20 protein-coding genes and 1 pseudogene are annotated in these 21,513 nt (G+C 69.7%); 15 read left to right on the top strand and 6 right to left on the bottom strand.

The features are described from left to right. Positions 1-97 precede the first annotated feature (97 nt). The 5 genes and pseudogenes from Ari01nite_RS32775 to Ari01nite_RS32760 all read left to right on the top strand — a co-directional run. Positions 98-1,046: pseudogene (locus Ari01nite_RS32775) on the top strand (serine/threonine-protein kinase); the annotation flags it as partial. 1,463 nt (positions 1,047-2,509) lie between these two features. Continuing rightward, positions 2,510-3,463, top strand: a complete 954-nt coding sequence (locus Ari01nite_RS51800) for a serine/threonine kinase C-terminal domain-containing protein (protein ID WP_498371177.1) — start codon at positions 2,510-2,512, stop codon at positions 3,461-3,463. 66 nt (positions 3,464-3,529) lie between these two features. Continuing rightward, complete coding sequence (locus Ari01nite_RS32770) at positions 3,530-3,769, top strand: hypothetical protein (protein WP_203786104.1); 240 nt, start codon at positions 3,530-3,532, stop codon at positions 3,767-3,769. A gap of 23 nt (positions 3,770-3,792) precedes the next feature. Further along, positions 3,793-4,524, top strand: a complete 732-nt coding sequence (locus Ari01nite_RS32765) for a M50 family metallopeptidase (protein ID WP_203786103.1) — start codon at positions 3,793-3,795, stop codon at positions 4,522-4,524. 62 nt (positions 4,525-4,586) lie between these two features. After that, on the top strand, positions 4,587-5,246 hold the full coding sequence (locus tag Ari01nite_RS32760; protein WP_203786102.1) for a M50 family metallopeptidase: 660 nt from the start codon (positions 4,587-4,589) through the stop codon (positions 5,244-5,246). Here the strand turns inward: Ari01nite_RS32760 and Ari01nite_RS32755 are convergent. Next, complete coding sequence (locus tag Ari01nite_RS32755; RefSeq protein WP_203786101.1) at positions 5,243-6,817, bottom strand: acyl-CoA carboxylase subunit beta; 1,575 nt, start codon at positions 6,815-6,817, stop codon at positions 5,243-5,245. The genes Ari01nite_RS32760 and Ari01nite_RS32755 overlap by 4 nt on opposite strands. A 117-nt stretch (positions 6,818-6,934) precedes the next feature. Here Ari01nite_RS32755 and Ari01nite_RS32750 point away from each other — a divergent pair, with 117 nt between their 5' ends. Genes Ari01nite_RS32750 through Ari01nite_RS32740 form a run of 3 tightly spaced genes read left to right on the top strand, consistent with a single transcriptional unit; the run spans position 6,935 to position 9,529 of the window. After that, positions 6,935-8,089: a hypothetical protein gene (locus tag Ari01nite_RS32750; protein WP_203786100.1), complete on the top strand. Its 1,155-nt coding sequence runs from the start codon at positions 6,935-6,937 to the stop codon at positions 8,087-8,089. A 23-nt stretch (positions 8,090-8,112) separates the two neighbouring features. Beyond that, positions 8,113-8,967 (top strand): biotin--[acetyl-CoA-carboxylase] ligase, encoded by an 855-nt coding sequence (locus Ari01nite_RS32745; protein ID WP_203786099.1) that lies wholly within the window; start codon positions 8,113-8,115, stop codon positions 8,965-8,967. A 4-nt stretch (positions 8,968-8,971) separates the two neighbouring features. Further along, the gene (locus Ari01nite_RS32740; RefSeq protein ID WP_203786098.1) at positions 8,972-9,529 is read left to right on the top strand and encodes a PH domain-containing protein; all 558 of its coding nucleotides are present in this window, start codon (positions 8,972-8,974) and stop codon (positions 9,527-9,529) included. Between the two features lie 10 nt (positions 9,530-9,539). On the opposite strand, the gene Ari01nite_RS32735 is transcribed toward Ari01nite_RS32740, so the two are convergent. Genes Ari01nite_RS32735 through Ari01nite_RS32725 form a run of 3 tightly spaced genes read right to left on the bottom strand, consistent with a single transcriptional unit; the run spans position 9,540 to position 11,470 of the window. Then, on the bottom strand, positions 9,540-10,085 hold the full coding sequence (locus tag Ari01nite_RS32735) for a GtrA family protein (RefSeq protein WP_203786097.1): 546 nt from the start codon (positions 10,083-10,085) through the stop codon (positions 9,540-9,542). Between the two features lie 31 nt (positions 10,086-10,116). Continuing rightward, positions 10,117-10,668, bottom strand: coding sequence for a GtrA family protein (locus Ari01nite_RS32730; RefSeq protein ID WP_239163227.1), 552 nt, complete (start codon positions 10,666-10,668; stop codon positions 10,117-10,119). 22 nt (positions 10,669-10,690) lie between these two features. Beyond that, positions 10,691-11,470, bottom strand: a complete 780-nt coding sequence (locus Ari01nite_RS32725; RefSeq protein ID WP_203786096.1) for a sigma-70 family RNA polymerase sigma factor — start codon at positions 11,468-11,470, stop codon at positions 10,691-10,693. A gap of 309 nt (positions 11,471-11,779) precedes the next feature. Here Ari01nite_RS32725 and Ari01nite_RS32720 point away from each other — a divergent pair, with 309 nt between their 5' ends. Both Ari01nite_RS32720 and Ari01nite_RS32715 read left to right on the top strand, forming a co-directional pair. Beyond that, positions 11,780-13,630, top strand: a complete 1,851-nt coding sequence (locus Ari01nite_RS32720; RefSeq protein ID WP_239163226.1) for a phosphoenolpyruvate carboxykinase (GTP) — start codon at positions 11,780-11,782, stop codon at positions 13,628-13,630. A gap of 167 nt (positions 13,631-13,797) precedes the next feature. Beyond that, complete coding sequence (locus Ari01nite_RS32715; RefSeq protein WP_203786095.1) at positions 13,798-14,568, top strand: isoprenyl transferase; 771 nt, start codon at positions 13,798-13,800, stop codon at positions 14,566-14,568. Here Ari01nite_RS32715 and otsB read toward each other — a convergent pair whose 3' ends face one another. Further along, positions 14,569-15,384 carry a trehalose-phosphatase gene (gene otsB / locus Ari01nite_RS32710; RefSeq protein WP_203786094.1) on the bottom strand — a complete coding sequence of 272 codons (816 nt, stop codon included), beginning with the start codon at positions 15,382-15,384 and terminating at the stop codon, positions 14,569-14,571. It lies immediately after the preceding gene. 256 nt (positions 15,385-15,640) lie between these two features. On the opposite strand from otsB, the gene phoH2 reads away from it, so the two are divergent. From phoH2 to Ari01nite_RS32685, 5 genes are all read left to right on the top strand, one after another. After that, positions 15,641-17,029, top strand: a complete 1,389-nt coding sequence (gene phoH2 / locus Ari01nite_RS32705) for an RNA 5'-3' helicase PhoH2 (protein WP_203786093.1) — start codon at positions 15,641-15,643, stop codon at positions 17,027-17,029. Positions 17,030-17,311: 282 nt separating this feature from the next. Continuing rightward, complete coding sequence (locus Ari01nite_RS32700; RefSeq protein ID WP_203786092.1) at positions 17,312-18,004, top strand: aggregation-promoting factor C-terminal-like domain-containing protein; 693 nt, start codon at positions 17,312-17,314, stop codon at positions 18,002-18,004. A 77-nt stretch (positions 18,005-18,081) separates the two neighbouring features. Further along, positions 18,082-18,861: a S1 family peptidase gene (locus tag Ari01nite_RS32695; RefSeq protein ID WP_203786091.1), complete on the top strand. Its 780-nt coding sequence runs from the start codon at positions 18,082-18,084 to the stop codon at positions 18,859-18,861. A gap of 37 nt (positions 18,862-18,898) precedes the next feature. Next, complete coding sequence (locus Ari01nite_RS32690) at positions 18,899-19,534, top strand: rhomboid family intramembrane serine protease (RefSeq protein ID WP_203786090.1); 636 nt, start codon at positions 18,899-18,901, stop codon at positions 19,532-19,534. 126 nt (positions 19,535-19,660) lie between these two features. After that, complete coding sequence (locus tag Ari01nite_RS32685; protein WP_203786089.1) at positions 19,661-20,443, top strand: aminoglycoside adenylyltransferase domain-containing protein; 783 nt, start codon at positions 19,661-19,663, stop codon at positions 20,441-20,443. Here Ari01nite_RS32685 and glpX read toward each other — a convergent pair. Further along, positions 20,410-21,441: a class II fructose-bisphosphatase gene (gene glpX / locus Ari01nite_RS32680; RefSeq protein ID WP_203786088.1), complete on the bottom strand. Its 1,032-nt coding sequence runs from the start codon at positions 21,439-21,441 to the stop codon at positions 20,410-20,412. The two genes, Ari01nite_RS32685 and glpX, sit on opposite strands and share 34 nt — an antisense overlap. Positions 21,442-21,513: the final 72 nt, after the last annotated feature.

Raw genomic sequence — 21,513 nt, 5'->3', positions numbered from 1 at the left:
GAGCGTACGACGAAACCGGGGGATATCCGGTGACACGCGTCCCACACTCGGCTGATCGATTCGCTGCCGGTGGACATGACCGGGTATTTTCTGCGTGATGTCTTCTTCTCCCCCGCTTGTTGTCGCTGACCGTTACCGGCTCGTCGCGCCGCTCGGTCAGGGCGGGATGGGTCGTGTCTGGCGGGCGACCGACGTCGTCCTGCACCGTGACGTGGCCATCAAAGAGCTCGTCCCGCCTCCGGGCCTCACGGCGGGCGAGCGACAGGAGATGCGCGAGCGGTCGCTGCGTGAGGCGCGCGCGATTGCCCGGCTCAACCACGTCAACGTGGTACGCGTCTTCGACGTCCTGCGCACCGACGCCGACCCGTGGATCGTCATGGAATACGTGCCGTCTCGGTCGCTGCAGGACACGCTGGCCAGCGACGGGCCGTTCCAGCCGGTGCGGGCCGCCGAGATCGGCCTGGGCGTGCTCGGGGCGCTGCGGGCCGCGCACCGGGCCGGTGTCGTGCACCGGGACGTGAAACCCGGCAACGTGCTGATCGGCGCCGACGGCCGTGTGGTGCTCACCGACTTCGGCCTGGCCACCGTTCCGGGCGACCCCAACGTGACCCGCACCGGCCTGGTGCTCGGCTCCCCGGCGTACATCGCTCCGGAGCGCGCCCGGGACGGCAGCGCCGGACCCGCCGCCGACCTCTGGTCGCTCGGTGCCACGCTCTACGCTGCGGTCGAGGGTGCCTCGCCGTTCGCCCGCCCCTCGGCCATCGCCACTCTGGCCGCCCTGGCCACCGAAAATCCGCCGACCGCGCGCAACGCCGGCCCGCTCAAGCCGGTGCTCAACGGCCTGCTCCGCAAGGATCCGTCGCACCGGATCAACGCCGAGGAGGCGGAGCGCCTGCTCAACCGGGCCGCCGGCCGCCGGTCGCGAGTGACCTTCCCGATGAGCCCGACCATGCGCCGCCCGGGCGTCGGCCGGGAGCGTCCGGCGCTGGCGTCGCCGACCGGCTCGGCGCCGGTGGTTCCCGGTCCCCGGCCGCCGGTCGTGCCCGCCCGCCCGGTCGATCCGCCGGGCCGCCCACCAGCTTCGGGTGGCCGCCCGGCGGCCGGCGGTGGCCGGCCGCCGGTCTATGTGCCGGGCAAGGCCCAGGTAGGCCGCCCCGCCGACACGCCGACCAGGGTCGACGGCCCAAAGATCGACAAACCACACCTCGATGCCACGCGGGTGGATACACCTCCGGTCCGAGATGACAGATTTGGTACGCGACCAGGCAGCCCCCCGCCGACGGGGCAGCCGCCGGCCAACCCGCCTGCCCGGGGTTGCGGCGTTCAGGGTGCTTTCGCGGCCCCGCCCGACGCCGCCCCGCGTGGCCGGCGACCCCTGCCGCCGCCCACCGACCCGACGGCCCTGATCAGTCGCGTAGGCAACCCGCCGGCCGACCCCACCACGGTGGTGAGCGGCCCGCCGGTGGACGCCACGACGGTGGGCGACCCGTCCACCGATAGGGCGACAAAGGACAAATCGCCGGCGGGTGGGATTGCTGGGGAGCGCGCAGCCGCCAGTCGCGCAGCCGCCAGTGCAGCCGTTAGTAAGGAAGCCACGGCACCGCCAGCCACAGACGAGACGCCCAGCGAGACAGCCACCGACCAGAGCAATGCGGCCGGCTCGGCGGCAGGTGCCAAGTCGGCGACGAGCGGCGCGGCGACGGGTGCGCAATCGGAAACCAGCGACTCGGCGAGGAGTGCCGCAGCCCCGGCCGGGGCTGCGACGGTCGCCTCGAGCAGTGGCACGAGGGTTGGCGGTAAGGCGACTTCGGACGCCGAGGGCGCGGCGCAGACGGGTGAGTCGGCCGCGACCGGCAACGCGGCGGCGAGCCCGCCGCATCCGGCGTCTGCGGACACCGAGAAGTCAGACTCGGTCGCCGACGATGCTGCGGCGAGCGGCGTAGCCCCGGGTGGAGTTGCTTCCGCGAGCACGCCGACAGCGGACAGGCCGACAGCAGACAGGCCGACAGCAGACAGGCCGACGGCGGGCAGGCCGACAGCGAACAGGCCGACAGCGAACACGCCGGTGGCGGACAGGTCGACAGCGAACACGCCGGCGGCGGACAAGTCGGCAACTGGCACGCCGGCAGGGGACGAGTCGACAGCGGACAAATCGGCTACCGCCGGAAAAGCTGCGACCAGCGATGCGGACGTCGACGGAGTCGCTGCGGAGCAGACGGCTGCCGGCCAAGCTGCGAGCGGCCGCACCTCGAAGAAGCGGAAGGCGGCGGCAAAGAAGGCCGCGGCGAGCCCGAGCGCGGACGAGACTGACCGCGAGGGTGCTGCGGGTTCGGCTGGGAGCACGGGAGCGAGCGCCGGCGCCGTCGATGCCACGCCGGCAGGCCAGGTGACCGGTGCAGCCGCGGGCGTGACCGACACATCGACGGATGTGGCCGGGGGCGCGAAGGGCAAACCGGCCGCCGAGCGCCAAGACGTCACGGATAAGCAAGACGCCACGGATAAGTCGGAAATGGGCGGCGAGGAGGCGGTGCCGTCTCAGGTCCGAGTCCCGGTAGGCCGCTCGGCGAGCAGTGCCTCGACGGGCGATGGCCGGTCGGGGAGTGGGGCGCCGCTCGACGACGATGACGACGACGCGTCGGTTGCACCCATTTCGCCTATGGGGCGGTCTACCCGGCCGGCCTGGCAGCCCATGGAGCCCCGGCCGCTGCCCAGCGGGGTCACGGTCTTCGGGACCCGGCTCACCTATCGGCAGGCCGCCGTCGGTGCGGGCATTGTGCTGCTGGTGCTGGTCCTGATCGGCACGCTGGTGGTTGGTGCGTTTGGCGAAGAGGAGAAAGAGCCGGCCGGTGGTGAGCCGAAGGCGGTTCCTACCGCGGCGGCCGGTGGTGAGCGGCCCAGCGCCGGTGCACCCGCGGCCGGGCCCGGCGGGGGTGACCCTCAGCCGCCGACTACCGGTCCGTCGTCGCCCAGTGCGGCACCGACCACGGCCGCGGCGCCGGGGGCGGTGAAGCTTCCGGCCGGCTGGAAGTGGTACACGGGTAGGGCTACCGGCAACGCGCCGGCCTTCGTGCTGCCGATTCCCGACGGCGCGAACGTCAGCGGGAGCGGACAGGAGATGCGGTTCCGGTGGAACAACCGGTTGCTGATTCTGGGACGGACCACGTCGCCGCAAGCGGATGCGTATGACGACTGGAAGCGTCAGGAAGCCAGTCGCCGTGGCACCTACCGGAACTACAGCCTGCTCCGGCTCGCCCGGGTGAATTACCGGGACTACGAGTCGGCGGCCGACTGGGAGTTCACCTACACGACCGATGACAGCGGGAACCCGCAGCGGGTGATCCGCCGCAACTTCCGGGTCGACGCCGGGGCCGCGTACTCGCTCAACTGGTATGTGTCGCCCGACGACTGGCAGGCTTCGCAGAAGGATTTGCAGCTGCTCTACCAGGGGTTTCAGCCGAAGTAGGGCACCGGATGTGCGTGATCCTCGATAACTGGGTATGACCCCTTCATCACGGATGGAGGTGCAGTCATGAACTGCCGACGACACGGCAAGAAGCCCACGATCGCACTCTGGATGCTGGTGGCGATTGCCGATGTGGCGATCCTGGTCGCTGCGGCCGGCGTCGTCACGATGCTGCTCATCCTCGCCGGACTTCTGGTGCTCGGTGGCGGTGTGGTCGCCGCCCGCATGCTCATGAACTCCCAGCGGACTCCGGTTCCGGTGCGGCAACGGTCCGCCGAAGCAGCGGTCGTCCGCCGCCGCGCCTAGCGTGATCGGCTACAGTCCCGGTCGTGTCGATCGACGGTGTGACTGACCTCTGGGACAAGCTGCTCGGCGCCCAACCGGATCCGCCAGGGCTGCTCGTGTTGCTCACCGCGCTGGCCGGGCTCGTGGCCGTGGCGTTCCGTCCGGTGTGGCGGGTCGCCCGCAACGCCGTGACCATCGCGCACGAGGGCGGTCACGCGCTTGCGGCCCTGCTCACCGGGCGCCGGTTGCGCGGCATCCGGCTCGAGTTCGACACCTCGGGCCTCACCCTCTCGTCCGGGCGACCGACCGGGCCGGGGATGATGTTCACCCTGCTCGGCGGCTATATCGCACCTTCGCTGGTGGGTGTGCTCGGCGCCTGGCTGCTCGGCGGCAACCGGATCACCCTGTTGCTCTGGCTGGCCGCGGTGCTGCTGCTGGTGATGCTGATCAACATCCGGAACCTGTTCGGCGTGGTGTCGCTGCTGGTGACCGGTGCGATCGTGGTCGCCGTTTCCTGGTACGCGTCGCCCGAGGTGCAGGCGGCTTTCGCGTACGCGGGCGTCTGGTTTTTGCTTTTCGGTGGTGTGCGGCCGGTCTTCGAGTTGCAGAGTCTGCGCAGCCGCGGCCGGATGCCCGAGTCGGACGCCGACCAGTTGGCGCACGTCACCCACGTACCCGCGCTGTTTTGGGTTGGCTTTTTCCTGCTGGTCAATGTGGCGGCGCTGGTGGTCGGCGCCTTCCTGCTGGCCGGGCAATGGCTGCCGGCCGCCGCTTAGCCGACCGCGAGTCAGTCCGCAGGGTGACAGCCACCGCTTAGCGACGTCGATACGTTGCGGCGATGGCGGATCCCGGTATCGCCTGGACCACAGGGGTGGTCGCCTTCGTGGCCGCCGTGCCGCTGTGGCGGTTCACGACGCACGCCATCACCATCGCGCACGAGGGTGGCCACGCGATGTTCGGCCGGCTGACCGGACTGCTGATCAAGAAGGTCCGGGTGGACCGGGGCGGCGCCGGCAGCGTGGTCTTCCGCAACACCGAAGCGACGGTGCTGCAGACGCTCGCGATGGGCCTGGCCGGTTACCTGGGACCGTCGATCTTCGGGCTGGCGGGCGCGTGGATGCTGGTGCACGGCGTCGCGCCGCGCACCATCCTGCTCCTGACGCTGGTCCTCATGGCGTTGTTGCTGATCATGGTGCGCAACGTGTTCGGCCTGTTCGTGGTGCCGTTGACCGGGCTGCTGATCTGGACCGTGGCGATGCGAGCCAACGAGCAGGTGCAGCTGGTCTTCGCCTACATCTGGGTGTGGTTCCTGCTGATGGGCGGGGCGCGCCAGATCCCGGAGCTCTATTTCAACTGGCAGGCCGGCGGCGAGCCGGACACCGGGCAGCTCGCCGCCAAGACCCACCTGTCCAGCGCGTTCTTCGTCGCACTGTTCTGGCTGGGGTCGTTGGCCGCGCTGGTGTTCGGCGGCGTCCTGCTGCTGCGGAACCAGCCTTAGAGCGGGATGTTGCCGTGCTTCTTGGGCGGCAGCGTCTCGCGTTTGGTGCGTAGCGTGCGCAGCGCCCGGACGATCTGCCCGCGGGTCTCGGACGGGCGGATGACGGCGTCGACGTAACCGCGTTCGGCCGCGATATAGGGGTTGGCCAGCGTGTCCTCGTATTCCTGAATGAGTTCGGCCCGTCGCTCGGCGGTGCCGATCTCGCCGCGGTAGAGGATGTTGACCGCGCCCTGGGCGCCCATCACCGCGATCTGGGCGGTGGGCCAGGCGAAGTTGAGGTCGGCGCCGAGATGCTTCGAACCCATGACGTCGTACGCGCCGCCGTACGCCTTACGCGTGATGACGGTGACCTTGGGGACGGTCGCTTCGGCGTACGCGTAAATCAGCTTGGCACCCCGCCGGATGATGCCGTCCCACTCCTGCGACGTGCCCGGCAGGAAGCCGGGCACGTCGACGAACGTCACCACCGGGATGTTGAACGCGTCGCAGGTGCGCACGAACCGGGCCGCTTTCTCGCTGGCCGCGATGTCGAGCGTGCCGGCGAAGTGCATCGGCTGGTTGGCGACCACGCCGACCGGGCGGCCCTCGACGCGCCCGAAGCCGACCACGATGTTCTGCGCGTAGAGCGGCTGCACCTCGAGGAAGTCGTCGACCACCGTCTCGACGACCTTCTTGATGTCGTAGGGCTGATTGGCCGAGTCCGGGATCAGCGCGTCCAGAGCACGATCAGCTTCGCCGGGGTCGAGGTGGGCGGGAACGTCATAGGTGGTCGGTTCGTCCAGGTTATTGCTGGGGAGGTACGAGAGGAGAGCGCGCACATAGTCGATCGCGTCCTCCTCGTCACTGGCCAGATAGTGCGCGTTGCCGCTGCGGGAGTTGTGGGTGCGGGCCCCGCCCAACTCCTCGAAGCCGACCTCCTCGCCGGTCACCGTCTTGATCACGTCGGGGCCGGTGATGAACATGTGCGAGGTCTGGTCGACCATCACGGTGAAGTCGGTGATCGCCGGCGAGTACACGGCGCCGCCCGCGCACGGGCCCATGATCAGCGAGATCTGCGGGATGACGCCGCTGGCCCGCACGTTGCGGAAGAAGATGTCGGCGTACAGGCCGAGCGCCACCACGCCCTCCTGGATGCGAGCGCCGCCGGAGTCGTTGATGCCGATGATCGGGCAGCCGATCTTCATGGCCAGGTCGAGGACCTTGACGATCTTTTCGCCGAAGACCTCGCCGAGGGAGCCGCCGAATACCGTGAAGTCCTGCGAGAAGACGCACACCTGCCGGCCGTCGACGGTGCCGTAGCCGGTCACCACGCCGTCGCCGTACGGGCGGTTGGCGTCCATGCCGAAGGCGGTCGACCGGTGCCGGGCCAGCCCGTCCAGTTCGACGAACGAGTCGTCGTCGAGCAGCAGGTCGATCCGTTCGCGGGCGGTCTTCTTGCCGCGGGCGTGCTGCTTCTCGACGGCCCGGGCGGAACCGGCGTGTACCGCCTCGTCGGTGCGCTGCTCGAGGTCGGCAAGCTTGCCGGCGGTGGTGTGGATGTCGGCCTGGACCGCGTCCTGCTGAGTCGTCACGGGATCCACCAATCCTCGTCGCCTTAACTCTCGCTAACTTTGTGATCGTAATCCGGTACCGATCCGGCGTCGCTACGGGTGCGTTTCGCACCCAATGCCCCATTCGTTACTCCGAGCGTGACGAACTGGATGACCGCGGCCGGGCTCGCCCTCATCGCCGGTGGCCTCGCCACATTGATCAGCTTCCGCTCGGTGCTGTTCGGCGGGGGCGAACGGCGGGCCGGACGGCGCCAGCGGCGGGCCATCGACGCACCGCGGCGGCGGGCCGCGCTGGCGGGGCCGGTCGAGCCGGTGCTCGGGCCCGATGCGGCGGACGCGGTGCCGGTGGTGGACGAGCCGGTTTCGGGTGAGCCGGGTTCGGGCGAATTTGTGCCGATTGTCGAGGAGGCGCCTCGACGGCGCGGGCGGCGCGGGCGTCGGCGGGCGCTGGTCTCGGCGGGGAGTCACTCGCTCCATCCGGAAGACGCGGACGAGGACGAGCGGGGGAGTCTGGCCGCGCTCGGCCTGGGGGCGGATGACGAGCGGGGCGGGCTCGCCTCGATCGGCTTCGCCGAAGCGGACGAAGACGGCCTGCCGGAGGCCGCGGCGCCGGAGGTTCTCGTCGCCGACGACGAGAACTTCACGCGCGACCGCGATGAAGTTCTCGGGCGCGAGGACGAAGGTCCCGAGCGTGACGACGACGGCTTCGGGACGGACGCCGCTGCCGCTGGGCAGGACGAGCAGGCGATCTTTGCGCACGAGGAGCAGAAGGTCATCGCCCGCGAGGACCTCCAGACGCTGGTGCACGAGCAGGCCCTGGTGCACGAGGAACTGCCGGACGAGCCCGCCGAACCCGTCCGCCACCCGGACCGCTACGGCGACCGCATCGACGGCTGGGTGCGCCCCGAATACCAGTCGCCGTCCGAGGAACCGCGCCCCGGCGAGTACTGGACGCCCATCCCGGTCGACCTCGGCGGTGACCCGGAACCGTCGGCCAAGGGCTACGGCTGGCCGCTGCCTGTCGAGCGTCTCCCGGCCGTGCCGGCCTACGAGCCGGCCACCGGGTTCGACCTGGTCCCGGTGGCCAGCGAACCCACCGAGGTGGTACCGGTCTGGTCGGCCGGCGACGAGGAGCGGCCGAGCCGGATCCGGCTGCCGCGTTCCTGGTCGAGCCGGAACGAGAAGGCCGAGCACGAACCGCGTCGCCGGCCCCGCCCGCGCCCGCAGCCGGATCCCCCGGCCGAGAACCGCACGGTGTACGTCAGCCGGCACGCCGCCGACCCGCCGCACTGACCAGCTAGCACTAGGCTCGACCGGTGCCCGCGTCGCCGTACACCGATCTGGACCGTCCGCCGCTCTCCGCGCGGGCCCTCGACCGCGCCCTGCTCACCCCCGGCGGTCTCTGGACCCGGATCGACGTCCGCGCCGAGACCGGTTCCACCAACGCCGACGTCGCCACGGCCGCCGCGACCGGTGCGCCCGAGGGCCTCGTCGTGGTGGCCGAGCAGCAGGCCGCCGGCCGGGGCCGCCGCGACCGGCAGTGGGTCTCGCCGCCGCGCGCCGGCCTCACCCTGAGCATCCTGCTGCGCCCCGGCGAGGCCCGCCCGGACCGCGGCTGGCCGGCCGTCGCTCCGGGAGCGTTCAGCTGGCTGCCGCTGCTGGCCGGGGTCGCGCTGCTCGAGGCGGTGCACCGGGTGGCCGAGGTCGAGGCCGCCCTGAAGTGGCCGAACGACCTGGTGGTCGGCGGCGGCAAATGCGCCGGCATCCTGGCCGAGGTGAGCGGCGACGCGGTGATCGTCGGGATCGGACTGAACGTCACCACCCGGTCCGAGGAACTGCCCGCGACCACCGGTCTGCCGCCGACGTCGCTCCGGCTGGCCGGCGCCGCCGCTACCGACCGCGACCCGCTGCTGCGCGCGCTGCTGCGCGGGATGGCCGGCTGGTACGCGGGCTGGCGCGAGGCGGACGGCGACGCCGAGTTGTCCGGCCTGCTGGCGGCGTACCGGCGCGGGTCGGACACGGTGGGCCGCCAGGTCCGGGTGCTGCTGCCGGGCGGCGGCGAACTGGCCGGCGACGCGACCGCGGTGGACGACGGCGGTCAGTTGGTGATCCGTACGGCTGACGGCACCGACCATCGCGTCTCGGCCGGTGACGTGCTGCACGTACGCTGACGCTGTGGCGTTCCCGGACGAGGTGTTGACCGAAGAGGAAGAGGTCGTCCTCCACCTGCACCCGCATTGGAAGACGGCGGTGCGCCCGGCCCTGGTCGTGGTGCTGGCCCTGGCCGTGATGACCCTGACCTGGGTGATGTTGCCGCAGAACAGCGGCGGCTTCCTGGGCTTCGGCGTGGTCTCGGCGATCATGCTCTACCACGGGATCCGGTACGGGATCAGCCCGCTGGTGATCTGGCGGTGCACCCACTACGTGCTGACCGACGAGCGGGTCCTGCTCCAGGACGGTGTGATCGCCCGCGAGCGCCGCGACCTGCCGCTCAACCGGATCAACGACCACGTGGTGACACAGTCGTTCGTGGACCGTCTGTTCGGCTCCGGGACGCTGACCGTCGACTCGATCGGCGACCAGGCCGCGGTGCTGGCCGCGGTGCCGGACGCGCAGCAGGTGCAGACCGTGCTCTACGAGCTGATCGAGCAGGACCGCGTGCGCCACCCCGAGGACGAGGAAGAGGAAGTGGAGGAGGCGCCGCCGGCCCGCCGGCGGATCTTCCGCCGCTGACCCCGCTCAGTCAGGTAGCGGTCGCGTCCAGCTTGGCGATGCTGCCCGGCTCGTTCTCCGTGCTCAGCTCGGCCAGGCCGGCCACCGCGTCCAGGTCGGCCAGTTCGGCCTCGTGTCCGTCCACCGGCGGCTTGAGAAAGACGAAGGTGCGGTACGCCCAGAAGCGGAACACCGTGCCGATGGCCACGCCGAGCGCCGTGACCCCGAGGAACATCAGCTCGTCGTGCTCCTCGGTGAGGCCGAAGCCGTACTTGCCGATCGCGATGGTGCCGGACTGGATGACCATGCCGACCAGGTTGAACCCGAAGAACAGCGTGTACTCCCGGCGCAGTGCCGTCCGGGTGTGGTGCCGGTAGGTCCAGTAGCGGTTCGCGAAGTAGGCCAGTGTGGTGGTCACCAGCGTCGCGATGACACTCGCCTTGACCGCGCCGATCGGCAGGCACACCCAGGTGATCGCCATGTAGAGCATGGTGTTACCGGCGCCGATGACCCCGAACGCGATCGCTTCGGGGGCGAGACGGCGCAGGCGATCCGTCAGCGAACTGGCTGAAGGCATGTGGCTACCTAACGGGAAGATGTGGCGACGGTCACGCCGTGTCACGTACGGGGGAGGGCGGCGTGGACACATTAGTCGGGCGGTGCTCGGGATGCTGTCCCGTGCTGACCGGATCGTGTGCGGGTGTGTCGCGGAACACGAACCGGCGATAGGACCAGAACCGGAACAGGGTGCCCACCGCGGTGCCGACCAACTGGCCCGAGATGTTGTCGGCCAGCGGGGTCTGGAACGCCGGCCAGATCTGGCCGAGCCCGTAGTGGCTGATCGCGAGGCAGGACAGGCCGATGCCGAGGCCGATCGCGTTCAGCACGAAGAACATCGTGTACTGCCGGGCCATGTGCGAGTGGGCGCGGTGTCGCCACGTCCAAAAGCGATTGCCGGTGAACGCGACGGTGGTCGCGAGCACCGTGGAGATCGTCTTGGCGACCAGGGTCTCCACGTCCGACTGGAGCAGCACGTTGAAGATGGCCAGGTCGATGGTGAACGCGATGCCGCCGACCGTGCCGAACTTGCTCAACTCGCGGAGCAGCGCCCGAAACTTGGTGCGCAGTCGGTGCGGCTGCGTGGCGGGTATCTCGGGCACGCTCCGAGAGTACCGGGGGCAGTCACGCACCGCTGTTTTCGTTGGCGAGTCTTAACCGGTGACGCTGCCGATACGGCCGGTGACGCAATCCGTCGATCTCGCTGATCTCGGCGAACCGGCTCCGGCAGTCACCGCACCAGCCCAGGTGGGAACGCATCCGGGCGTCGTCGCGCGGTGCCAGGCGACCGCGCAGATGGCTGCCGAGCCGGTCGCCGGCCCATCGGCACTCCGGGTGATCGGCCACCGCCACGTGTTGCTGTAGGTAGAGACTGCGCAGTCCCTCCCGGGCCCGGTGCGCGAGCACGGCCACCGCGTTCGGCGTCATCCCGAGCATCCCGGCCACCTCGGCCGGCGTGTTGCCCTCCACCGCGGTCTGCCACAGCACGTCGCGCCATCGTTCGGGCAGTTGCCGGAACGCGGCCGCGGCGTAGGCGCGCTCCAGCCGGTCCAGCGCCGGGTCGGTGAACGGCTGGCCCTCGTCGTACCTGGTCAGGTCGTCGGTGAATTCGAGCCGCCGATCGCGCCGGGCCCGGTGGTAGCAGACGTGCCGCATGGTCGTGTGCAGGTAGGCGCGGAAGGCGACCAGTGGCCCGCGCCCGGCGCGCAGTGACGCGAACACCTTGGCGAACGTCTCGGCGACCAGGTCGTCGGCGTCGGCGGGGTCGCGGGCCAGGCCGAAGGCGAGTTGCCGAGCCGCGGCGCGATGGCGTTCGTACAGCACGCCGTAGGCCGCGGTGTCGCCGGCGCGGACCGCGGCCAGCAGGTTGGTGTCCGAGTCCGATTCGCTGCCCGTGATCGTCATTCCTGCCTCCTGATGCGGGAGTGGGAGGAAAGACCAGTTACCGGAAGCTTAAGACGTTTGGTCCGTTTTGTGAAAGTCGCCGAACGGGCGGGCCTGTCCTGTCCGTTAAGCCAGCGCTGCGCGTACGTGCATCAAGCGGTGAAGAATCGATCGTCTGCAAGCAAAGTTTCCGAGGATTGTGCGGTTGTCCACAGGAACAACCGATGAACCTCCAGTCACATCGGCTTAGGCTGAGCTGACTCCCATGACCACGGGCCGGTGCCGCCGGCCGCTGCGGTCATTGGTCAGTGCCGACCGAAGGAGATCATCTTGCTGCAGCCCCCGACCTCCGCTGGCCCCACCTCCCCCGGCCCCACCTCCCCTGGCCCCACCGAGCACGGCCGTCTGCTCGCCTGGGTCGACGAGGTAGCCGCCCTGACCACGCCCGACCGGATCGTCTGGTGCGACGGATCCAAGGACGAGTGGACCGCCATCACGGATGCGCTGGTCGACTCGGGTGCCCTGGTCCGGCTCGATCCGGAGAAGAAACCCAACTCGTTCTGGGCCCGGACCGATCCGGGTGACGTGGCCCGCGTCGAGGAACGCACGTTCATCTGCTCGGCCGACGAGGCCGACGCCGGACCGACCAACAACTGGGTGGCGCCGGCCGAGATGCGCGCCACCATGACCGGGCTCTACACCGGCTGCATGCGGGGCCGGACCATGTACGTCATCCCGTTCTGTATGGGCCTGATCGAGGCCGAGCACCCGATGTTCGGCGTCGAGCTCACCGACAGCCCGTACGTCGTCGCCAGCATGCGCATCATGACCCGGATGGGGGCCGAGGTCCTGGACGCGATGGGCGACGACGCCGACTTCGTCCCGGCGCTGCACTCGGTGGGCGCGCCGCTCGAACCGGGCCAGGAGGACGTGGCCTGGCCGTGCAACGAGACGAAGTACATCTCGCACTTCCCGGAGACCCGCGAGATCTGGTCGTACGGGTCCGGCTACGGCGGCAACTCGCTGCTCGGCAAGAAGTGCTACGCGCTGCGGATCGCCAGCGTGGCCGCCCGGGACGAGGGCTGGCTTGCCGAGCACATGCTGATCATGAAGCTGACCTCGCCGGAGGGTCAGGTCCGCTACATCGCGGGCGCGTTCCCGTCGGCGTGCGGCAAGACCAATCTGGCCATGCTCGAGCCGACGCTGCCGGGCTGGAAGGTCGAGACCATCGGCGACGACATCGCCTGGATGCGGTTCGGCGAGGACGGCCGGCTGTGGGCCACCAACCCCGAGTTCGGCCTGTTCGGCGTCGCACCCGGCACCGACTTCCACACCAACCCGAACGCGATGCGCACGCTGGCCCGGGGCAACTCGGTTTTCACCAACGTCGCGCTCACCGACGACGGCGACATCTGGTGGGAGGGCATGGGGGAGCCGCCCGCGCACCTCACCGACTGGAAGAACCACGACTGGACACCGGCCTCGGAAAACCCGTCAAGCCACCCCAACAGCCGATTCTGTACGCCGATCGAGCAGTGCCCGATTCTCGCCGACGAGTATCACGACCCGCGCGGCGTACCGATCGACGCGATTCTCTTCGGTGGCCGGCGCAAGACGACCGTGCCGCTGGTGACCGAGGCCCGCGACTGGGTGCACGGCGTCTATCTCGGCGCCACCCTGTCGTCCGAGACCACGGCCGCCGCGGTGGGCCAGGTCGGTGTGGTCCGCCGCGACCCGATGGCGATGCTGCCGTTCATCGGCTACCACGCCGGCGACTACTTCCAGCACTGGATCGACATCGCCAAGAACGCTCCGGGCGACGCCGCCAAGCTGCCCAAGATCTTCTACGTCAACTGGTTCCGGCGCGGCGACGACGGCCGGTTCCTGTGGCCGGGCTTCGGCGAGAACGGCCGGGTGCTCAAGTGGGTCTGCGAGCGGCTGGACGGAGAGGGCCAGGCGGTCGAGACGCCGATCGGTCACGTGCCGACCGTGGCGGCTCTCGACCGCACCGGCCTGGACCTCGACGAGGCCGACCTCCGGGCCGTGCTGACCGTCGACCGTGACGAGTGGCTTGCCGAGATCCCGCAGGTGACCGAGTGGTTCGCCAAGTTCGGCGACAAGCTGCCCGCGGTGCTCTGGGCCGAACTGGACGCCCTGCGCGCCCGGCTCCACAACGGCTGAGGCAGAGCCGGCCTCCCGGTGCCTGTCCGGGGGCCGGCTTTTCGCCCGGATGGTGGAGTTACCCCGCCCTGACCGGCTTCTCCGTCTTCGCATGATCGGACGCATCACGCCCCGGACGCGCCGGGCAACCCTTGAGCGTCAACCGTCGCGGGCTAGGGTCTTAGACGATGAGTCTGCGGTCCCTGGTCTACACCTTCTACGAGCGGCGGCTGGCCGGAAAGCTGGCCGGTAAACCCGTGCCCAAACACGTCGGTGTCATGTGCGACGGCAACCGCCGCTGGGCCCGCGAAATGGGCTTCGTCGACCCCAACGACGGCCACCGGGTGGGCGCCGCCCGGGTCAAGGAACTGCTCACCTGGTGCGACCAGGCCGGCATCGAGCACGTCACGCTCTATCTGCTGGCCACCGACAACCTCCAGCGCCCAGCCGCCGAACTCGACCCGCTCGTCAAAATCATCGAGGACCTCGCCACCGAGCTGGCCGAGGACGGCAACCCGTGGCGGCTGCGCATGGTGGGCGCGCTCGACGTGCTGCCCGGCCCGACGGCCACCGCGCTCAAGGCAGCCCAGGAAAAAACCCGCGACCGTACGGTCGGCGTCGAGGTCAACATGGCGGTCGGCTACGGCGGCCGGCGCGAGATCGCCGACGCGGTGCGCTCGCTCCTCCAGGAACACGCCGCCCGCGGCGGCACCCTCGAGGAACTGGCCGAGATCCTCGACGTCGAGCACATCGCCGAGCACCTCTACACCCGTGGCCAGCCCGATCCTGACCTGGTCATCCGCACCAGCGGCGAGCAGCGGCTGTCCGGCTTTCTGCTCTGGCAGTCGGCGCACTCGGAGTTTTACTTCCACGACGCCAACTGGCCAGATTTCCGGCGGACCGACTTCCTCCGGGCGCTGCGCTCCTATGCCGGACGCCAGCGCCGTTACGGTGCCTGACTATTGGGCCTGAATTCGCCGTAGCCCATCGGTCAGGAACGCGGTGACCGCGTCCGGTGACTCCAGGGTGAGGTCGGCCGCGTTGGACACGTCGGCACCCGTCTCGGGGTTGGCCACCGCGACCGCGACGCCGAAGAACGCCGGGTCGACCGCCTCGCGGGCGCGCAGCGCGTCGAACGCCTTGATGTCGGACATGTCGTCACCGAAATACCAGGCGCAGCCCGCGTCCCGGACGCCCTCGGTGATCACCATGCCCTTGTCCTGGTCGACCGGCGGCTTGAGCTCGACCACCATGCGGCCACCCTGGATCTTGAGACCGAGGCGCTCGGCCTGCTCGTGACCCCAGCGCTCGACCACCGGCGCCAACTGCGGCGCGGTGCGCCAGTGCAGGGCCACCGAGAGCCGCTTGAACTCGACCAGCACGGCGTCGGGCAGTTCGGCCCGGGCCCGCTCGGTCAGGTCGGCCATGGCGGGAATCCAGGGCAGCGCGGCCGGCTCGGTGACCACCTCGCCCTCGTGCCACACCTCGAGCCCGTACAGGCCGTAGAGGTCGACCCGCTCGAGTGACGCAAATCTCGAGCGGAGGAAGCTCACCGGCCGGGCGGAAACGATCGCCACCCGCCGGACGGAGGCGGCCAGTTGCTCCAGCACGCCGGGCACGGCGGCGACCGGTTGTGAAGCCTCCGGGTCGTCGGTGACCGGCGAGAGGACGCCGTCGAAGTCGAAGAAGAAGGTGGTGTCCGCCGCGCGGTCGGCGGTGACCGACCAGGCCTCGGCGACGCTCAACGGATGGGTCGGGCGCGGTGTCTCTGCCACAGCGTCAGATTACCTGCCTGACGTCCGGTTGCGAGCCCGGGAAATTGCCGCGACCAGTGTTTTGCGTACTACCGCGTAGGGCAGTTGACCGCTAGCGTTCTAGACATGGCACGGGGTCATCCCGAGCCAGCCGGCCGGCCCGGACCTGCGACAAGTGCGCCACGGGGCCCGCAATCCGTCCCCGTGCAAACGTGCCGGGCGCCGGAGGTGGCGGACCGCGGGCGTCAACGGGTTGCACGCCCGCTGGAGCAGGCCTGTGACATCACGCCGTTCTGACGCCGAGAGCACAACCTCCAGCCGCACCGCGACGGGTCGCAAGACCCGGGATCGGCACGCGGACGCGGAACCGGCCCCAGCGGGCCGTGTTTTCGTTCTGGACACCTCGGTCCTGCTGTCCGACCCGGCGGCGATTCGCCGGTTCACCGATCACGAGGTCGTCATTCCGCTCGTGGTCATCTCTGAACTGGAGGGCAAGCGGCACCATCCCGAGCTGGGCTGGTTCGCGCGGCAGGCGCTGCGCATGCTGGACGAACTGCGTATCAAGCACGGCCGGCTGGACCAGCCGGTGCTCTGCAACGACGAGGGTGGCACCCTGCGGGTCGAGCTGAACCACGCCGACCAGAGCGCCCTGCCGCACGGCTTCCGCAACGACAGCAACGACACCCGGATCCTCTCCGTCGCCCTCGGGCTGGCCGCCGAGGGCCGGGGCGTCACGCTGGTCAGCAAGGACATGCCGCTTCGGGTCAAGGCTGCGTCGGTGGGCCTGTCCGCCGACGAATACCGGCACGGCCAGGCGAGCGACCCGACCTGGACCGGCATGGCCGACCTGAAACTCGGCGAGGACCAGGTCTCGGCGCTGTACGGCGGCGAGGAACTCGAGCTTGAGGAGGCCGAGCACCTGCCCTGCCACACCGGCCTGGTGATTCACTCGCCGAAGGGTTCGGCGCTGGCCCGGGTCAACCCCGACAAGACCGTACGCCTGGTGCGCGGCGACCGGGAGGCATTCGGCATCCGTGGCCGCTCCGCCGAGCAGCGGGTCGCGCTCGACATCCTGCTGGACGAGACGATCGGCATCGTCTCGCTCGGCGGCCGGGCCGGCACCGGCAAGTCCGCGCTCGCGCTCTGCGCCGGTCTCGAGGCCACCATGGAGCGCAACCGCCACAAGAAGGTCGTCGTGTTCCGCCCGCTCTACGCGGTCGGCGGCCAGGAACTGGGCTATCTGCCCGGCACCGAGTCGGAAAAGATGTCGCCCTGGGCGCAGGCGGTCTTCGACACCCTCGGCGCGGTGGTGCACGCCAACGTGATGGAGGAGGTCCTGGCCCGCGGCATGCTCGAGGTGCTGCCGCTGACCCACATCCGTGGCCGCAGCCTGCACGACGCCTTCGTGATCGTGGACGAGGCGCAGTCGCTGGAACGCAACGTGCTGCTGACCGTGCTCTCCCGGATCGGGCAGGGATCGAGGGTCGTGCTGACCCACGACGTCGCCCAGCGGGACAACCTGCGGGTCGGCCGGCACGACGGCGTCACCGCGGTGATTGAGGCGCTCAAGGGCCATCCGATCTTCGCGCACGTGACGCTGACCCGTTCCGAGCGGTCGCCGATCGCCGAGGTCGTCACCGAATTGCTGGAGGACATCCCCCAGTGAGGTGACCCCCGACCGGGGGAGTTATCGACCGGTTTGCGCTGAAAATTGGTGTGGGCAAGCTCACAAGAGCGCGCCACCGTTTCACATCGACTTCACCTTGCGCCATGGTGTTCGGCGAGCATCATCGCGTGGTCAACGACGTCGGGGATCGACATCGGGCCACCTCCTCGATCGAAAACGGTCGAGGTCGCGGCCCGGTAGGTCGCGGTGCTCGCGGCACGGCCGGCCACCTTCGCGGTGGTGGGACGTGCCGCGTCATTGCCCCCGACGAAGGGATACTTCGTGAATCGGCTCTGGAGCCGGGTCGGAGTACGAGCTACGTCGGTCGGCCTGCTGGTGGCGGGTTTGATCGGCGGCATCTACCTCGGACAGGACCGGGTAGTCCAGCAGCGGAGTGCCGAAGAGTCGACCGTCGTCCAGGTGGATGTCGACGACATGCAGCTGCTCAAGCAGCGGCAGAACGAGCACGCCGCCGCCCGCGCGTGGCAGCGCCAGGCCGAGGGTGACGCCGCCGAAAAGGCGGCCGCCGAGGCCAAGGCCGCAGCCGGTAAGGCGCACGAACTCGAGGCCAAGGTGATCGCCGAAAAGAAGGCGGCCGAGGCCAAGAAGAAGGCCGAGGAGACCGGCGGCCCGGTGGCCTTCACCGGTCCCATTCCCAGCTCGTGCAGCGAGTACAGCGGCAGCCGCGCGATCGGGTGCACGCTGATGCTCGACAAGGGATTCGGTCTCGACCAGTTCCCGTGCCTGGACAAGCTGTGGAAGAAGGAGAGTGGCTGGAACTACCGGGCCACCAACCGCAGTTCCGGCGCGTACGGCATCCCGCAGGCGCTGCCCGGCGGCAAGATGGCCTCGGCCGGCTCGGACTGGAAGACCAATCCGGCCACCCAGATCGAGTGGGGTCTCGGCTACATCAAGGGTCGCTACGGCACCCCCTGTGGCGCCTGGGGCCACTCGCAGGACGTCGGCTGGTACTAGTACTAAGTAGACAAACCCGCCAAAACGGGCCGCGCGGCATCACCGCTCGGCCCGTTTTGTTGTGATCAAATGTTGACATGGTCCGAAATGTCGCTTCGCTGGTGCTGGTCGGTGTGCTGGCGGCCACACTGGCCACTCCGGCCCACGCGGGCACCGAGCCGCAGCCGATCCGCGAGGTGGTCGGCGGCCGGCTTGCCCCGGCGGGCAAGTTCCCCTGGGTGGTGCGGCTGTCGGTGGGCTGCGGCGGCGCGCTCACCGCACCCCGGGTGGTGCTCACCGCCGGCCACTGCGTCGACGGCTCGGGCGACGACAAGTCCATCAAGGTGACCGCCGGCACCGTGGACCTCCGATCACCTAAGGCACTCACCGCGCGTTCGATCACCGTCATCCGGGCGGTGGGTTTCCGGGATGAGGTACGCGGCGAGGACTGGGCGGTCATCAAGCTCGACCGCGCCCTCGACCTGCCCACCCTGCCGCTCACCAAGGACGACAACGACCGCGGCGTTTTCGTGGTGATGGGTTGGGGACAAACCCGTGAAAACGCGTTGAAACAGGAACGTCGGCTGCACTACGCGAAGGTGCCGACCGTGCCCGACGGGCAGTGCGTGGCCGAGTATGAGAAGGCTCACGTCAAGCTGGTGCCGAGGGAGTCCATCTGCGCCGGCAAATCGGGCATTGACACCTGCCAGGGTGATTCCGGCGGACCGATGGCCGGCAAGGACGCCAAGGGCGAATGGGTGCAGGTCGGCATCGTCAGCTGGGGTCTCGGCTGCGCCCGGCCCGGCTACCCCGGCGTCTACACGCAGATCTCCACGTTCCGCGACGAGATCCGCCGGGCGGTCCGCAAACTCAGCTGACGTGGCAGGGATGGCGACTGCCTGGAACTATCGAACTATGAGTTACGACCCAGCGGCCAAATTCGGCACCGACCCGTTCTACGCCTCGCTGGGGCGTGCCTTCGTGACGATGTGCGCCGTGATCCCGGTGCTCTTCCTCATCGAGGCGATCGACGTGGGCATCGGCGCCGGCGAGCTCGACCTGGCCGGTGGCATCATCCCGCACCGCATCGACGGGCTCGACGGCATCCTGTTCAGCCCGTTCCTGCACGCCGGCTGGGACCACCTCTACGGCAACGCCGTACCGCTCATCCTGGTCGGCACGTTCGCGCTGGCCGGCGGCAGCCGCCGGTTCATCTGGTCGACCTTCGTGATCATGATGGTCAGCGGCATCGGCGTGTGGTTCGTGGGCGACCCGCAGAGCGTCGTGGTGGGCGCGAGCGGCGTCATCTTCGGATACCTGGGCCTGCTGGTGACCCGCGGCCTGGTCGAGCGCAGCTGGTGGAACCTGGGGGTGGCCGCGTTCATCGGCCTGCTGTACTGGTACCAGCTCTACAACATCCTGCCCACCGACCAGCCGGTCTCCTGGCAGGGCCACCTGCTGGGCCTGCTCGGCGGTGTGCTCGCGGCGATCATGTTCCGGCGCAAGCGGTCGTCGTCGTCGCTCAACACGACGACGCTCACCGACTTCTAATCCCGTCGCACCGGCCGCCGCCGCGGGGTACCTTGCTCCGGTGAGCTGTTCCTGCTTCGCCGCCCTGCGGACCCGCTGTGCCCTGAGAAGCCAAACATCAACTTCTTACGGGTACGGAGAAAACGCATGCTCACTCGATTTCCGGCACTTGACGCGCTACTGACCGAACTGGTCGGCACCGCGCGCGACATTCTCGGCAACACGTTCGTCGGGGCGTACATCCAAGGCTCTTTTGCTCTTGGCGGTGGTGACGAGCACAGCGACTGCGACTTCATCATCGCGACAACGGTCCTGCCCAGCGGCCGGGCCGAGGCCGACCTGCGCCGCCTGCACGACGAGATACCCACCCGCACCGGACCGTGGACCAGCGAGCTCGAGGGCTCGTACGCGGACATCGCCTCGCTGCGGAGCGTGGCCGACATGGGCGTGCCGTGGCTGTTCAACAACCACGGGCACCGCGAGCTGACCTGGGACACCCACTGCAACAACCCGCACGCGCGCTGGATCCTGCGCAACCGCGGCATCACCATGGCCGGGCCGCCGGTCACCGACCTGGTCGACGAGGTGCCGCCGGAGGCGCTGCGCGACGAAGCCCGTGCGGCGCTGCCGACGATCATGTCCGACCTGCGCACCTGGGCGCCGTTCGACATCGCCTGGACCCAGCGGTACGCGGTGGCGACCTACTGCCGGACGCTGTACACGCTGGACACCGCCGAGGTGGCGTACAAGCGGCAGGCGATGGAGTGGGCGCGGGACCACCTCGACCCGCGCTGGCGTCCGCTGCTCACCCAGGCGATCGAGGACCGCGCACTGGGCTGGGACCCGGCCGCACCACCGCGGCCGGGCAGCATGGCGGAGACGTACGCGTTCGCCGCCTACGCGGAGGCGAGCGGCACGGTGGGCAGGTGACCGTCGAAGTCGACCGCTGAGTAGAGGGCCAGCTTCTCCAGGCGGTGGTACGAGTCGATGACCCGGATCGTGCCGCTCTTGGACCGCATCACGATCGACTGGGTATGCGCGCCACCGGACCGGTAGCGCACCCCCTTGAGCAGGTCGCCGCCGGTGACGCCGGTGGCAACGAAGAAGCAGTTGTCACCGGTCACCAGGTCGTCGGTGGTCAGCACCCGGTCGAGGTCGTGGCCGCCGGCCAGCGCCTTTTCCCGTTCGGCGTCGTCCTGCGGCCACAGCTTCGCCTGGATCATGCCGCCCAGGCACTTGAGCGCGCACGCCGCCGTGATGCCCTCCGGGGTGCCGCCGACGCCCATCAGCACGTCCACGTCGGACTCCATCCGGGCCGCCGAGATGGCGCCGGCGATGTCCCCGTCCGCGATGAATTTGATGTTGGCGCCGGCCTGGCGGACCTCGTCGACGAGCTTGGCGTGCCGGGGCCGGTCCAGGATGCAGACCGTGACGTCGGAGACGCTGGACCGCTTGGCCTTGGCGATCCGCCGCAGGTTTTCCGCGGTGCCGGCGTTGATGTCGACCACGTCTGCGCAGTCCGGGCCCACGGCGATCTTGTCCATGTAGAAGACGGCGCTCGGGTCGAACATGGCGCCGCGCTCGGCCACCGCCAGCACCGCGATCGAACCGGGCATGCCCTTGCTCATCAGCGTGGTGCCGTCGATCGGGTCGACCGCCACGTCGACCTCGGGACCGGTGCCGTCGCCCACCTGCTCACCGTTGAACAGCATGGGTGCCTCGTCCTTCTCACCCTCGCCGATCACCACGATCCCGCGCATCTGGATCGAGTTGATGAGCTTGCGCATGGCATCGACGGCCGCGCCGTCGCCGCCGTTCTTGTCGCCGCGCCCGACCCAGCGTCCGGCCGCCATGGCGGCGGCCTCGGTGACACGGACCAGATCGAGGGCGATGTTGCGGTCGAGATCCTGCGGGACGCGGGCGGGCATGCGGCCTCCTCGCTGCGCTGCGGGGTTGGTGGTCGGGCTGTTGGTCGGGCTGGTGGTCCACCGATCCTCACA

It is taken from the genome of Paractinoplanes rishiriensis, from assembly GCF_016862375.1.
In the GTDB taxonomy this organism is placed as follows: domain Bacteria; phylum Actinomycetota; class Actinomycetes; order Mycobacteriales; family Micromonosporaceae; genus Actinoplanes; species Actinoplanes rishiriensis.
Note: the sequence above shows the minus strand (reverse complement) of the source record. Positions and strands in the feature narration are given on the sequence as shown.

Excerpts from the sequence above, each read along its gene's own strand:
- Ari01nite_RS51800 (WP_498371177.1), top strand. The coding sequence starts at position 2,510 with ATGGGCGGCGAGGAGGCGGTGCCGTCTCAGGTCCGAGTCCCGGTAGGC.
- Ari01nite_RS32770 (WP_203786104.1), top strand. The coding sequence starts at position 3,530 with ATGAACTGCCGACGACACGGCAAGAAGCCCACGATCGCACTCTGGATG.
- Ari01nite_RS32760 (WP_203786102.1), top strand. The coding sequence starts at position 4,587 with ATGGCGGATCCCGGTATCGCCTGGACCACAGGGGTGGTCGCCTTCGTG.
- Ari01nite_RS32735 (WP_203786097.1), bottom strand. The coding sequence starts at position 10,085 with ATGCCTTCAGCCAGTTCGCTGACGGATCGCCTGCGCCGTCTCGCCCCC.
- Ari01nite_RS32725 (WP_203786096.1), bottom strand. The coding sequence starts at position 11,470 with ATGACGATCACGGGCAGCGAATCGGACTCGGACACCAACCTGCTGGCC.
- Ari01nite_RS32715 (WP_203786095.1), top strand. The coding sequence starts at position 13,798 with ATGAGTCTGCGGTCCCTGGTCTACACCTTCTACGAGCGGCGGCTGGCC.
- Ari01nite_RS32695 (WP_203786091.1), top strand. The coding sequence starts at position 18,082 with ATGGTCCGAAATGTCGCTTCGCTGGTGCTGGTCGGTGTGCTGGCGGCC.
- Ari01nite_RS32690 (WP_203786090.1), top strand. The coding sequence starts at position 18,899 with ATGAGTTACGACCCAGCGGCCAAATTCGGCACCGACCCGTTCTACGCC.
- Ari01nite_RS32685 (WP_203786089.1), top strand. The coding sequence starts at position 19,661 with ATGCTCACTCGATTTCCGGCACTTGACGCGCTACTGACCGAACTGGTC.
- glpX (WP_203786088.1), bottom strand. The coding sequence starts at position 21,441 with ATGCCCGCCCGCGTCCCGCAGGATCTCGACCGCAACATCGCCCTCGAT.